Annotated in this window: 12 protein-coding genes; 2 read left to right on the forward strand and 10 right to left on the reverse strand. The window is 62.9% G+C overall.

What is annotated here, in order from left to right; all coding sequences use genetic code 11:
* Positions 1-3: 3 nt before the first annotated feature.
* The 6 genes from HV675_RS12130 to HV675_RS12155 all read right to left on the reverse strand — a co-directional run bounded on the left by HV675_RS12130 (position 4) and on the right by HV675_RS12155 (position 6,721).
* Entirely contained in the window at positions 4-1,167 is a 1,164-nt protein-coding gene (locus tag HV675_RS12130) for an efflux RND transporter periplasmic adaptor subunit (protein ID WP_175111157.1), read from the reverse strand.
* A gap of 25 nt (positions 1,168-1,192) precedes the next feature.
* Complete coding sequence (locus tag HV675_RS12135) at positions 1,193-2,824, reverse strand: FAD-dependent monooxygenase (protein ID WP_175111158.1); 1,632 nt, start codon at positions 2,822-2,824, stop codon at positions 1,193-1,195.
* The gene (locus HV675_RS12140; RefSeq protein WP_175111159.1) at positions 2,821-3,921 is read right to left on the reverse strand and encodes a ketoacyl-ACP synthase III family protein; all 1,101 of its coding nucleotides are present in this window, start codon (positions 3,919-3,921) and stop codon (positions 2,821-2,823) included. Before HV675_RS12140 ends, HV675_RS12135 begins: the two co-directional genes overlap by 4 nt.
* Positions 3,914-4,903, reverse strand: a complete 990-nt coding sequence (locus tag HV675_RS12145; RefSeq protein WP_175111160.1) for a LysR family transcriptional regulator — start codon at positions 4,901-4,903, stop codon at positions 3,914-3,916. The genes HV675_RS12140 and HV675_RS12145 overlap by 8 nt, the downstream gene beginning before the upstream one ends.
* A gap of 124 nt (positions 4,904-5,027) precedes the next feature.
* Complete coding sequence (locus HV675_RS12150; RefSeq protein ID WP_175111161.1) at positions 5,028-5,762, reverse strand: SDR family NAD(P)-dependent oxidoreductase; 735 nt, start codon at positions 5,760-5,762, stop codon at positions 5,028-5,030.
* Positions 5,763-5,878: 116 nt separating this feature from the next.
* Complete coding sequence (locus tag HV675_RS12155; RefSeq protein ID WP_175111162.1) at positions 5,879-6,721, reverse strand: alpha/beta fold hydrolase; 843 nt, start codon at positions 6,719-6,721, stop codon at positions 5,879-5,881.
* 324 nt (positions 6,722-7,045) lie between these two features.
* On the opposite strand from HV675_RS12155, the gene HV675_RS12160 reads away from it, so the two are divergent.
* Positions 7,046-7,990: a LysR family transcriptional regulator gene (locus HV675_RS12160; RefSeq protein ID WP_175111163.1), complete on the forward strand. Its 945-nt coding sequence runs from the start codon at positions 7,046-7,048 to the stop codon at positions 7,988-7,990.
* Between the two features lie 24 nt (positions 7,991-8,014).
* Here the strand turns inward: HV675_RS12160 and HV675_RS12165 are convergent, their stop codons facing one another.
* The 4 genes from HV675_RS12165 to HV675_RS12180 all read right to left on the reverse strand — a co-directional run bounded on the left by HV675_RS12165 (position 8,015) and on the right by HV675_RS12180 (position 11,760).
* The gene (locus tag HV675_RS12165) at positions 8,015-8,758 is read right to left on the reverse strand and encodes a dienelactone hydrolase family protein (RefSeq protein ID WP_175111164.1); all 744 of its coding nucleotides are present in this window, start codon (positions 8,756-8,758) and stop codon (positions 8,015-8,017) included.
* Positions 8,759-8,788: 30 nt separating this feature from the next.
* On the reverse strand, positions 8,789-9,535 hold the full coding sequence (locus HV675_RS12170) for an HAD family hydrolase (RefSeq protein ID WP_175111165.1): 747 nt from the start codon (positions 9,533-9,535) through the stop codon (positions 8,789-8,791).
* Positions 9,536-9,538: 3 nt separating this feature from the next.
* Positions 9,539-10,282 carry an AfsA-related hotdog domain-containing protein gene (locus HV675_RS12175; protein ID WP_175111166.1) on the reverse strand — a complete coding sequence of 248 codons (744 nt, stop codon included), beginning with the start codon at positions 10,280-10,282 and terminating at the stop codon, positions 9,539-9,541.
* Between the two features lie 224 nt (positions 10,283-10,506).
* Positions 10,507-11,760, reverse strand: a complete 1,254-nt coding sequence (locus tag HV675_RS12180) for an MFS transporter (RefSeq protein WP_246270206.1) — start codon at positions 11,758-11,760, stop codon at positions 10,507-10,509.
* A gap of 363 nt (positions 11,761-12,123) precedes the next feature.
* Between HV675_RS12180 and HV675_RS12185 the strand changes: the two genes are divergently transcribed.
* Positions 12,124-12,924, forward strand: a complete 801-nt coding sequence (locus HV675_RS12185; RefSeq protein WP_175111167.1) for a transporter substrate-binding domain-containing protein — start codon at positions 12,124-12,126, stop codon at positions 12,922-12,924.
* Positions 12,925-12,931: the final 7 nt, after the last annotated feature.

Consider the following 12,931-nt stretch of genomic DNA (forward strand, 5'->3'; position numbering starts at 1 on the left):
GGGCTAGCCACCAATGGAGACAGGACGAATCCGAACCTGGTCGCCCGGGCGCACGCGCTGCATGCCGGCGACAACGATGCGTTCGCCTTTGGAGAGGCCGCGCGTGACGACGCGCAGGCCATCGTCAGCCAGGTCGCCAGGCACGATTTCGCGATATTCGAGGCGGTTTTGCGAGCTGACGACCAGCACGAACTTTTTATCCTGGTCGGTGCTGATCGCTTCGTCGGGAATCAGCAGAGTGTCGTGAGGCGTATCGCCACCGATCTTCACGCGCGCGAACAGGCCCGGCACCAGCGTGCCATCGGCGTTGTCGAATCGGGCGCGGACGCGGATCGTGCCGGACTGCGGATCGAGCTGGTTGTCGACCGACGCGACGCTGCCCGTGTATGAAAAGCCGCTCTCGTCGGCGAGGCCGAGCCGCGCGGGTACATCTGCGTGTCCTGCCCGGCCGAGGTAACGAAGGTAGGTCTTCTCGTCGACATCGAACGATGCGTAAATCGGCGACGTGGAAACAAGCGTCGTGAGCAGCGGCGCGTTCGCGCCGGCTGATACGATGTTGCCCACCGTCAGCTCGGCTCGCGACACGCGGCCCGATACCGGCGCGGCGATCTGCGTGTAGGACAGCTTGATGCGCGCCGATTCGAGCGCCGCGCGCGCACTGCGCAGATCCGCCGCGGCCTCGTGCGCCGCATTCTGTTTCAGATCGAAGTCGCGCCGCGCAATTGCGTTGTCGTCGATCAGACGCTGCGCACGGGCAGCGTCCGTGGCGGCATTGTCGCTGCGGGCCTGGGCGGCGGCGAGCTGCGCTTGCGCCCGGTCGACCTCGGCTGCATACGGGCGCGGGTCGATCGTGAAGAGCGGGTCGCCTTTTCTGACGAGCGCCCCGTCTCTGAAATGCACGGCGACAATCGTGCCTGCCACGAGCGGCTTCACGTCGACCCGCTCAACCGCCTCCAGGCGTCCGGAGTAGCTTTGCCACGCGACGATGTTTTTCTGAAGCACCGGCGCGGCATCGATTTCGGTCAGCGCCGCGGGCTCGCTCGCTTTTGCCGCGCCTGGGCGGTCGAGGAACTGAACGCTCGCGCCGAGCACCGCGGCCGTCATGACGACGGTTGCGGCTACGGTGGTCTTGCGGCGCGCGCTGAAAGGCTTGCTGGACTGTTTCATCGGTCGTCTCTGTATTTCGATTGATTCACGTCGTGCGATGCGCAGACGTCATGTCCTCGTGCGCAGTGCGTTCGACGATCGGCGCGGATGCGCCCAGCACCGCCTCGGTTGCCGCAAGTGCATTCGGTAGCGAGATCGCAATATCGGTCGCGAGCACGTAGCCGTCCGGACGGCATAGCACCGCGGTCAGGCCGCGCAGCTTCGCGTGCATCGCACCGCTGTCGGGGAAGTAATCCACATCGGCGGATGGGGCGGCGTGAAAATCGCGGTCGGCGCAGACCGCCCAGCAGGTAAGCGGCAGACGCCGGGACAGCAGGCGCGCGGTGGCGAGCGCTGCGCTCGACTCGCTGGCTTCCCCGGTGAGAAACAGCACGAACCGGCCGCCGCGGAAGGCGTCCATTGTCGTTTGCAGCCGGCCCACCGCGAGGCGCGGCATCCGGTCGCCGGCTTGCAACGCGCCGGGCGCGCTGCGGCCAAATTTCGAATTTCGATAGCTCAGCCTCAACTGCGCCATGGCTGCGAGCGCGCCCGCGGGCTGATGCAGGCGAAACACGATTGGGCCGAGCGCAAACATCAGCAACCGGGTCAGCAAGCGTGGCCGCGTGACCATCAGCATGGCTTTATCGGTTGATGCGACCACTTCGTTTGCGGTCTTGTGGCGCTCCTCCTCGTAGGAGTCGAGAAGCGCCGGCCCGGCGCCGTGACCCAGCACAAGCGCGAGTTTCCACGCGAGGTTGACCGCATCGTGCATGCCGGTATTCATGCCCTGGCCGCCGGCCGGGGAGTGGATGTGGGCGGCGTCGCCCGCGAGAAACACGCGTCCGTGGCGGAAGCGATCCGCCACCCGCTTATGCATCCGGTAGCTCGTCACCCGGCTCGGCGAATGGAACGACCAGCCATCGAACAGGTGATGACCGCCGAGGAAATCCTGAAACTGTTTGAAGTCGGGATTCGCAGCGTGCGCATCCGCCTGCGTGAAATCGGGACCGACGATCCGGAACTGCCGCCCCGGTTGCGGTATGACCGCGACCGTTGTACGTTCGCCGATAAACACGTGGGTGCTGTCAGTCGCGAGTCGCTGCTCGTCGATTTCGACTTCGGCGAGCAGGAATTGGGCTGGGTAGGTCGCGCCTGAGAACGCGATGCCGAGCGCACCGCGTACCGCGCTATTCGCGCCGTCAGCGCCGATCACGTAGCGATAACGGCGCGTGTGCGCGTCGCCGGCCGCATCGTGCAACGTGACGTCGACGCCGTCCGAATCGTGTTCGAGCGACGCCAGACTGATGCCCCATTCGGGCGTGAGTCCCTGCGATTCCAGATGCTGGATCAGCAGGGCTTCAGTCCTCGACTGCGGCAGGATCAGATAATACGGATAGTCCGTCTGGTCGCGCAAAACGTCGAAGTCGAGCGCGAACAGTTCGCGCTCCGGACGGTGAAAGCGCATATAGCGCGTTGCCCGCCCGGCCCGGATGAACTGTTCGTCGAGCCCGAGAAAATGCAGGAATTCCAGCGTGCGAGCATGAATGCCGAGCGCCCGCGATTCGATCACCGCACCCGGCTTCGGGTCGACAATGTCGCAACCGACGCCGAGGCGCTGAAGGAACGCGGCGGCCATCAGGCCCACGGGCCCCGCGCCCACCACGAGAATGTCGCTCATCGTTCGATATCCGAAAGGATTGAGTCAATTTCGTCGCACTGCGTCGCGCGCGAAACGTCGTGAATGTCGAGTAGCATCAAGCCGCAACTGAAGCCCGCACCGGAACCGATGAGCAGCACGCGCTGTCCATTTTCGAGCCGGCCGCTTCGCGCGAGAGCCGCGAGCGATACGAACTGATCCGCAGTGCCGGTGTGACCGATACGTTGTCCATATTCAGCAAAGCTCTGCCTCGCAAACTCGCTGAACATTCCGACGTATAGCGGCGCCGAGATCGTTTCGCCGAGATGCGGCGTGATGAGCCAGTCGGCCGGCTGTGCATGCAGCGCGAAGCGTTCGAGCACGTCGTCGCGCAGACGCGAGAGCGCCGCGCCGATCGCTTCGAAAAAGCGCTCGCGGCCATAGCGCTCCATGAACGCCTTCTTGCTGGCGCGTACGCCGAATTCCAGTTGTGCATGCGTCGAGTCATCCGCGTACTCGACATGCGCGGCGATGTGACGATGCATGCCTTCCAGTTCAGGCACGCCCGCGATCGACAGATGCAGCACACGGGCGAAGCCGGGCGTACTGCCGAACACGGCGGCGGCGGCCGCATCGCCGTACAGCACGCCGTAATCACCGCGCCACCGGTCGAACGACGAAGTACCGAAGCGATCCGCGCCAACCACTAGCGTGTGGCGCCCCGGGTCGCCGCGCAGTGTGGCGAGGGCCAGCCTGGCCGCGACGAACATGCCGTTGCAGCCGTGCGACAGCGAAAACGCAAGCGCTTGCGGCGCACCCAATGCGCTCTGCAAATAAGCCGCTGGCTGCCACAGTCGCGCGTTGCCATGCCGGTGAATGGACGCATAGGCAAGCTGATCGACGCTGCCGCCGTCCGCGCCGGCCGTCTGAAGTGCGGTGCGCGCGGTCGCCAACGCCATCTCGGCCGGCCACCATTCGCGCTCCACCGCGACCGACAGGTACTGATCCTTCGCATGTTCCGCGTCGCCGTACCAGCCCTGGCGGATCGCCTCGTCGATCGTCACGCGTGTGGACGGCGCATACGCGGCGCATGCCTTGAGCCAGGCCCCGCCTTCGATCTGCTGTCGCGAATCAGGCATGGCGACCTTCCTGACCCGGTTCGAGCGGTGCGTCGCCCGCTTGCGGCAAATGGTCGGATGAGTATTCGCCGATCGACACGAACGGGATGCGTGACTGGATCATGTCGCTGCAGATCGATGCGACCGAACGCACCGCGCTTGAACGGCTTGCCGTTTCGTCAAGCGACATCCACACCGGCAGGATCAGGGTGCTGACCGCCATGCCGGGCGGATCGAATCGCGCGAGATCCGTATGGCTGTCGATCAGGTAATCCGGCAACATCGCCCCGCCAAATCCGTCGCGCACCAGGCTGGCCACGTCTTCCAGGTGCGAAATTCTCAGCGCCGTCGCGCCTGCGCTGCTTTGCTGGCGGCCCAGCCAGACGCCGTTCGAAAACGTCCAGATGGGCAGCGCCGAACGCTCGGCCTCGCGACAGGCGGCCGGCACGGCCATCGACATGGTCAGATCCGCGAGCCGGCGAATCCGGCGACGGCCGCGCTCGGGCCGCATGAAGCCGAAGGTCAGGTCTGCGTCGCCGGTGTCCTGGCGGTTCGTGCAGCAAGTCGTGAGATTCACCGTGATGCCGGCGTTGGCCGCGAGGAACGGCGGCAATGCGGGCAACAGCAGCCTGGCCAGCATCGAGTCCACCGATACGTCGACGTGATCCATCACCGCGGTCGCGCCGCCTTTCATGCTTTGCTCGAGCACCTCGAATGCATCGCTAATGTGTTCGCAGTTTTCGAGGATCTGTCGGCCCGCCTGCGTCAGCACGATGCCGTGCGGCTTACGCTGAAACAGGCACAGGCCCAGTGCGCTCTCCAGTTGTTCGATGCGGCGGCTCAAGGTCGCGACGCTCACCGCAAGTTCCTCGGCCGCGCGCCGCATCACGCCGCAACGGGCGAGCACGACGAAGTAGCGATAGGCGTCCCAATCCCAGTGCAGATGGGTGCGCCGCTCTGCATCCCCGGTCGAAGCAGGGCGGGGCGCAGCGGCGTGTTGCAAGGAACGCTCGATGGCCCTGACAGCGGGTGACTCGACGTTCTCTCCAAACGGGCGAACTCGTTCCAGCATGACGTCCTCTGCGCGTGCGTCTATACGGTGTGGTCGAGCGGCTCGGGCAGATCGATCAGCCGTGCACGTGCACGGTCGCCGCGCCGTCCACCAGCAGATTCGAGCCGGCGATAAAGCTCGCAGCGGGGCTGGAAACGAACGCCACCACGCGGCCGATTTCCTCCGGCGTGCACAACCGGCCGAGCGGATTCGCCTGGACAGTGGCGTCGTACACGTCGGGTGCGTTGCGCTTGATGTGGCTCCAGAAGCCGCCTTCCACATAGGTGTCGCCCGGCGCGACCACGTTGACGCGGATGCCGTCGGCGACCAGCTTGCGCGACAGCGACTTCATGTAATGCGCGAGAGCGGCTTTTACGCTGCCGTAGGCTTCGAAGCCCGGCGTTGCGAAGGTGCTGGCTTTCGAACCGATATAGGTGATGGCGCCATGCGATGAGCGTGCGAGGTGTGGCAGCACCGCTTCGACGCCCGCAATAGTCGCGCGCAAATCGGTGTCGATCGACGCGTCCCAGTCGCTCGAGATTGCACTGACGTTTGGCACGAAAATGTCGATTGCGTCGAGCGTTGCAATCCATTCGGCCAGCTTGCCGGGCACGCTGACATCGACCACCGAGCCGCGCACCCTGCCGGGTTTGCCGGACAGCGCGGCCTCGACTGCGGCGACGCGGTCCGCCGAGCGCGAGCAGAACCAGACATCGGCGCCTTCCTGCGCGAGCGTCGAAACGATCGCCAGCCCAATACCGGCGGTGCCGCCGGTGACTACTGCATTCAATCCATTCAATTGCAGATCCATGTCGAATCCCGAGTCGTGGTGGTAAGGAAATAACGGAACGCACGCGCGCAACGGCCCCCGCTGCTGCGCAGCGCGGCATTCCGACGAGTACGCCAAACGAGAAGTGCTAAAGCGCGTTACTTCGCAGTGGCCGACCCGCTATGTAGCGCGGCATCTTCGATCATGGCCGCCACGGTGTCGGGGTGCGACAGGATCGACGCATGCCCTGAAGGAATCCGAACGATATGCGCGTTGATGCGTCTGGCCATCCACTCCTGCAGGTCCGGGGGGACGATCTGATCATGGGTCGACACCGCATACCACGAAGGTTTGGTATGCCAGGCCGCGACGGCGACCTTGTCGTCGAATGCGTCAATCGACATCGGCAACTGGGTCGCGGCCATCACACGCGTAATCCGCTCCGGCGTATCGTGCGCGAGTGCCTGCCGGTAGCCGGCCGGGTCCATCAGATAGTTGCCGTACTTGTCTTCAATCACGGCCTTGAGCCCCGGCATCCCCGCTTGGGCCGCACTGTGCTTCTGCAGATCGTGGACCGATTCGCCGACTTCGGGCGCCAATGCCGCGACATACACCAGCGCGGTGATTTTCGGATCGGCGCCTACCTCGGTGATCGGCATGCCGGCCCACGAATAGCCGACCAGCACGGTCGGTCCGTTCTGCCGCTCCAGTACGCGGCGTACGGCCACTTCGTCGTCGTGCAGCGAGGTGAGCGGGTTTTGCACGGCCGACACCGTGTAGCCCTTGTCCTGCAGAATTTCGATCACCTGTGTCCAGCTCGATGCATCGACGAACGCTCCGTGGACCAGCACGATGTTGGTGACGGGCTTCGTGCGCGCCGCGCCGGAGTCCGGCGCATTCTGAGCGGCGCCTGCCGAGCCGGCGATGAGCAGTGAGCCGCCAGTGAGACCCGCGGCGATCCAGCGTTTCAGTTCCGTCAAGGCGTGTGCGGTTCTTTTCATGGCCTGCTCTCCGGGTGACATGTATCGATGCAAGCGGGCCGGCATTGAGTGCGATTAACCGGACTGTCGGCTGGGAATTCAATCCGGATAGCGGTTCTTTCTGTTCGCCAGTCTTAATGCCGGAATTAATTGTTGGGTTGATTTTGTCAGTGCCGGGTTTTTTGATACAGTGTTTGTCAATAGTTATAGAAAACAGTATCGCTGCAGAATCCCTGATTGAAAGGATTTAGAAATATTTCGTTCTCTCTTTTGGGGATGAAATTATTAATATCCAACCGGCATGTGAAAAGATGAAGCGCGTGGGATTATCGCCGGGAGACCAGAATGGATAGATTTACCAGCATGTCGGTGTTCGTACGCGTCGTGGATAACGGCGGCTTCGCCGCCGCTGCCGACGTGGCGGGTATTTCCGCGGCGATGGTCGGCAATCACATTCGCGCTCTGGAAGCCCATCTCGGCGCGCGTCTGCTTAACCGCACGACGCGGCAGCAAAGCCTGACCGAGGTCGGGCGCGCTTATTACGAGCAATGCGTCAGCATCCTGTCCCAGATGGATATGGCGGAAACCGAGGCGCGCGAAATGATGGTGGTCGCACGCGGCGTGCTGCGCGTAACAGCGCCAGTATCATTCGGTTCCCAATGTCTCGCGCCCGCCATTTCGCAGTTTCTCGAACGCACGCCCAATGTGCAGGTGGAACTCACCCTGTCGGACCGCGTGGTTGAACTGGTCAATGAGGGCTTCGACGTCGCGGTGCGGATCGGCCACTTGCCCGCGTCGAATCTGATTGCCCGTCAGCTCGTTCCGTACCGGATGGTGGTGTGCGCGGCGCCGTCCTATCTGGCACGGCGCGGCATACCGCGGCATCCGGATGAATTGATCGAACATGAATGCCTGTCCTTCGGGTTTCATCGACGCACCAGCGAGTGGCGGTTTTATGACGCGGATGGGGAAGGGCGCGCGGTCCAGATTGGCGGGAGGCTGACGGTCAACCACGGCCCCGCGTTGCGCATGGCTGCGTTGGCCGGTGCCGGCATCCTGATGCAGCCGGAGCTGCTGGTCGCCGACGATCTGCGAAACGGTTCGCTCGTACGCTTATTCGAAAACGAGCGCATGCCGAAACGCCCGATGCATCTGGTCTACCAGCGCGATTCGCGGATGCCGCTGAAGGTCCGCCACTTCGTCAACTTCGTGCTGGAAACCTGGCCGCCCGAGGCGAGGCTCGACGAGCTTCCGCTGCCGTCCGATGTACTGGATTTCCCCGCCGCGTAGCGTCGACCGCGGGCAATCGCGCGCTCACTCGTGCCTGCTCACGTGCAGGCCGACAATTGCCGCAGCATGTGCGCGCGCCATCTCGTCAGCGTGCGCGTCGTAGCGCATCGCCCAGTTGCTGCCCGCCATTTCCTTCTTCGTGAAGCTGTGGCGCGCATGTCCGAGCACGATCAACTGCCAGCGCGCCTGAGCGTCGTCGCATTCCCGGGTGTATGACGAGATCGACTCTGTCGGAATCAATGGATCGCGGCTGCCTTGAATCATCGTGAATTCGGCATTTGTCGAGCCCATGCTGATCGGCGCCTCGGTCGACGGGTCGCCGTGAATCGAAATGGCCGAACTGATCGAGCGGTCCGCGCGCGCCAGTTCGAATGCGAGCGTTCCGCCAAAACAGAAGCCGAGCGTAATGAGCGGCCCCCGCGCACGCCATTGGTCGGCCAGTGCGGCGGCCATGCTGACGAGTCGCCGCCGCGTTTCGAGCGGATGCGAGTGGGCGTGCCGGATGACCGAGTCGGCACGTTGATCGTAGCCGTCGGGTTTGTCGACTTTGCCGTACAGGTCGGTCAACAGGACTTCCGCGCCGCAGGTGCGGCTATACGCGTGTGCGAGCCGTGCAGCGCCGCTTGACGCGGCGCCGTCGAAGTCCGGGAACATCAGTATGCGCGCGCGTATTCCGTCCTGTCGGGACACGTCGTGACGATAGACGTCGTGCGTGATTCCTTCGACAGTGATGTCAAAAGTGTCGGGGGCTGAAATGGGAGCATTCATCAGGAAAACAGAACCTCGTCGGGATATCGATTAGGGAACACGCCCGGCGAGCCAGGCGCGAGGTGGGGCGACGCGCACGCGCGGCAGAATCGGCCAGCCTCGCTCGATCGCGATTTTTTCAAGCGCTTCGTCGCCGGCCACGACGACAGCGTGGCCGAGCCGGGCGAGAAATGGCAGATCCGACAGATGATCGCCGTAGCCGACGCATTCGCCCGGGTCGATTCCCAGCTCTTCCAGCAATGCACAGAGGGCCACCCATTTGCCCTCGCCGATCGTCTGGGGCGGCAAAAGCTCGCCGGTTAGACGGCCGGCCGCATCGATTTCGAGTTCGATCGAAAGAACGTAGGTCGCGTCGAGCAGCTGTGCGAGCGGCGCAAGGAAAAGCCGGGCGGAGCCGGTCAGCAAGGCGACCGGTATGTGATTCGCCCGATATGCGTCGATTGCTGCCAGCGCGGGCTCAATCAGGATTGACTCGCGGCTGCGCAGGAGCTGGTCGAACCAGTCGTACGCGCAATGTTGCACAAAGCTCGCTTCGTAGCCGGCGAAGGCCCGGTAGAACTCGCGATTCACCTGCTCGCGCGAGACCGTGGCGCCGCTCGCGCGTAGCGACGCGAACCACGCGGCGAACGGTTCGCCGTTCACGCGCCCGCTCGCATCCGGCCGGCCGGAGAAAAAGTAGTCAGCAAAGCTGAACAATCCTTTGATCGACAGGATTGTCTCGTCGACATCGAAAGCCGCCAGACGGGCGGTTCCCGACGCTTCACGGATCGCGTTCATGGCTCAGGCTACCAGTTGAGTCTGCGTCAATTGCTCGGTACGGGCGGCGAGCACGCCCGTCGCTGCCGCGTGCTCGCGTCCGTTGATCCACGACAACTCGAATGCGGTGAAGGAGACCTGGCAAACCGCGCACAGCGATCCGGCCTGCCAGATCTCGATGCGCGCTTCGATCGATACATTGCCCTTTTCGCTGCGCTTGTCGGACAGCACGAAATAGCGGGCGTACGCATCGATCGGGAACACGAAGGCCTTGAATTCCGTTTCCATCCGGTGAATGACGAAATAGTGGCGCTTCTTGTCCGGCAGGAAGAACTGTTCGGTAACCGCGAGAAATGCCTGGCGTGCCGCCTCGGTGATGCCCATGCCCTGGATATGTTGACCCGACATGTGATCGTCGAAGAATTCGTTGTCGCCGTCGAAATACAGATCCATCACGAATTCCTGATCGGTGATTTTCTCTGCGAGACTTACGACAATATTGCGGGATTTGTGCTTGTGCGCATCGAAATAGCTGGCCTTGGGACGTTTCGCCCCTAACGTTACATCGATCATTGCCGGCGTTTCCGCGTAACGTGTGATCAGCATGTTTAACTCGGCGATGTCCACTCCCTGACCCGGCACCACATTGAGCCGTTTCGTGAGCGATTCCTTTGAGATCATGTCCGTGAAGCTGCTTACGGTGAATACTGCATCATGCTTTTCCGCAAACTGGATAAACCGGTTGTTCACTACGTAGACAATTTTCATTGAACGCTCCGTTGATTTAATTTGATTTTTTAGAACAACGGATTAAGTCTACCGTCCCGAAATTTTTTTTAGAACATCAATTGTTGAAACAGCTGTTCAGATAATGCCATTCACCCGATGCCGATATGACGTGCAACCATTTACCGGTTCGCGGAACCGGTCTCCCACCGGAACGAACACTGCCCCGCCGGCAAGCGGGCGGGGCAGCGTTCAGCAGGAAGACTTCAGCTCTTCAATGAAACGGCGGTCGGCGTCAGCGCTTCACGGCGCACGGTGAACGAAAGCAGCAATCCAGCAACGCTCACAATGGCGGCGACCCACGGCAGACTGGACAAACCGACGCCGTGGTCGATCGCTACGCCGCCCAGCCAGGCTCCGCCTGCATTGCCGAGATTGAACGCGGCAATATTGAACGCCGACGCCAGCACCGGGGCATCCTTCGCGTAGGTCATCACGTTCATCTGCAATGGCGCGATCGTCGCGAACATCGCCGCGCCGAACAGGAATATCAGCACGACCATCGCAATCGGGCTATGCATCAGCAGGCCGATGAGCGCCAGCACGCCGATCAACGCGCCGAGCGTCAAGCGCAACGCACCCATCAGGTTGCGGTCGGCAAGCCGTCCGCCGACCGGATTGCCAACCGTCATGCCGAGCCCGAAGAGCAGCAATAATGGTGCGACCACCTTGGCGCTCATGCCGGTCACTTCGGTGAGCATCGGCGCGATATAGGTGAACGCGGTGAACGTGCCGCCGAACCCCAGCACGGTGATGAGCAGCGCGCGCAGGGTGCCGGGCTGCGTCAGCGTGCGCAGCTCCCTGCCAAAGTGGTGATCCTCCGGACGCTTGAGATGCGGCACCAGCGCGAGGATGGCGAGCGCCGCGAGGATGCCGATCGCCGTGACCGCGATGAAGGTCGTGCGCCAGCCGAACCATTGACCGATTGCGGTTCCCGCAGGCGCGCCGAGAATGTTGGCGACGGTCGCGCCGAGGAACATCGTCGAAATTGCGCTCGCTTGCCTGTCCGGAGCCACGAGACTCGCCGCCACCACCGCGCCGAGACCGAAGAATGTTGCCTGTGCGAGGGCTGTCACCAGACGGGCCAGCAAGAGCAGCTCGTAGTTCGGAGCCAGCGCGCACGCAATATTGCCGATCGCAAATAGCACCATCAAGCCGATCAGGACTGGCTTACGTGGGAGGCGCGCGAGGAACGGCGTCAGCAACGGCGCGCCGATCACCACGCCCATCGCATAGCCCGTCACGAGAAATCCCGCATTGGGGATGGAAATATGGAGGTCGCGAGCGACATCGAGCAGCAACCCCATGATGACGAACTCGCTGGTGCAGATAGCGAAAGCGCCTATCGCTAACGCAAAGATCGCAACTGGCATGACAATTCTCCGATTGGACAGGACACGCGCCGTAGTTTCCGGACTATGGAGAACTGCATAAAGTAGGCTGCGCTGTTTTAACTTCACAGCGGCATTAAGGAATCGACTCGCGCGCGCGATGGCCGGCAGGCGCTTCTATACGGACCGCTCTCCGCTGTCGATCGCGTATGTCGCGTTAAAAGTTAATGCTGCGTAGATCGCGCCCTATTGGTGCATGCGCGAAACTGGTGCGTCGTTAGCCCTCCCTGGCAGGGCGCGGCGGGAGGCCTATCCGCATCATCCGGCATGAGCTGATCGTGTTGCACTGCCGTCCAGGCGCCGGCGCGCGAGTCTCGTCACGCTTGGCGCGCTTATTGCTCCAAGGCTCCGCGGCGCTCCGGCGCATCGGACCGCCACGCATCGCGACGGCATGCTGCGTGCCGTCCGCAACCTCCCTTGGAATTCAGAACAATGAACCGCATCCGCCGCCTCTGGCTTGCAGCTATCTCCTTCGCTGTCGTTATCCCAACGCTTCTGTTGAACGCCACGCCCGCCTATGCCGATGCGCTTAGCGCAATCATGCAAAGCGGCACGCTGCGCGTGGCCGTGCCGGAGGACTACCCGCCTTTCGGCTCGATCGGCCCCGACATGCAGCCGCGCGGATACGACATCGATATGGCCGCGCTGATCGCGAAGTCGCTCAAGGTGAAGCTGCAGCTCGTTCCGGTGAATAGCGCGAACCGCATTCCGTATCTGCAAACCAGCAAGGTCGACCTCGTGATCTCGTCGCTCGGCAAGACACCCGAGCGCGAGAAGGTGATCGACTATTCGACGGCCTATGCGCCGTACTTCCAGGGCGTGTTTGGGCCCGCGAGCGTGAAGGTGACAAGCGCCGCCGACCTGACGCCTGGTCTGACGGTGGGCGCGACGCGTGGCGCCCTGGAGGAAATCGCGCTTACGCAAATGGCGCCGAAGGCCAACATTCGCCGCTTCGAAGACAACAACGCCACGATTCAGGCGTTCCTGTCGGGCCAGGTCGACCTGGTCGCGGCGGGTAACGTGGTGGCCGCCGCGATTCTCGCGAAGAATCCGCCGCGCCGGCCAGAGATGAAGTTCGTCATCAAGAGCTCGCCTTGCTTCGTTGGCTTGAACAAGAACGAACCGGCGCTGCTTGCAAAGGTCGACGACGCGATCGCGCATGCCAAACAGGACGGCACGCTCGAAGGCATTGCGCGGAAGTGGCTCGGCCAGCCGCTCCCCGCGGGTCTTTGAACCGGTA

It is taken from the genome of Paraburkholderia solisilvae, assembly GCF_902859875.1.
GTDB lineage: Bacteria > Pseudomonadota > Gammaproteobacteria > Burkholderiales > Burkholderiaceae > Paraburkholderia > Paraburkholderia solisilvae.

What these genes read in the sequence shown, in the direction of transcription:
- HV675_RS12130 (WP_175111157.1), bottom strand. Translation starts at nt 1,167, where the DNA reads ATGAAACAGTCCAGCAAGCCTTTCAGCGCGCGCCGCAAGACCACCGTA.
- HV675_RS12135 (WP_175111158.1), bottom strand. Translation starts at nt 2,824, where the DNA reads ATGAGCGACATTCTCGTGGTGGGCGCGGGGCCCGTGGGCCTGATGGCC.
- HV675_RS12140 (WP_175111159.1), bottom strand. Translation starts at nt 3,921, where the DNA reads ATGCCTGATTCGCGACAGCAGATCGAAGGCGGGGCCTGGCTCAAGGCA.
- HV675_RS12150 (WP_175111161.1), bottom strand. Translation starts at nt 5,762, where the DNA reads ATGGATCTGCAATTGAATGGATTGAATGCAGTAGTCACCGGCGGCACC.
- HV675_RS12155 (WP_175111162.1), bottom strand. Translation starts at nt 6,721, where the DNA reads ATGAAAAGAACCGCACACGCCTTGACGGAACTGAAACGCTGGATCGCC.
- HV675_RS12160 (WP_175111163.1), top strand. Translation starts at nt 7,046, where the DNA reads ATGGATAGATTTACCAGCATGTCGGTGTTCGTACGCGTCGTGGATAAC.
- HV675_RS12165 (WP_175111164.1), bottom strand. Translation starts at nt 8,758, where the DNA reads ATGAATGCTCCCATTTCAGCCCCCGACACTTTTGACATCACTGTCGAA.
- HV675_RS12170 (WP_175111165.1), bottom strand. Translation starts at nt 9,535, where the DNA reads ATGAACGCGATCCGTGAAGCGTCGGGAACCGCCCGTCTGGCGGCTTTC.
- HV675_RS12175 (WP_175111166.1), bottom strand. Translation starts at nt 10,282, where the DNA reads ATGAAAATTGTCTACGTAGTGAACAACCGGTTTATCCAGTTTGCGGAA.
- HV675_RS12185 (WP_175111167.1), top strand. Translation starts at nt 12,124, where the DNA reads ATGAACCGCATCCGCCGCCTCTGGCTTGCAGCTATCTCCTTCGCTGTC.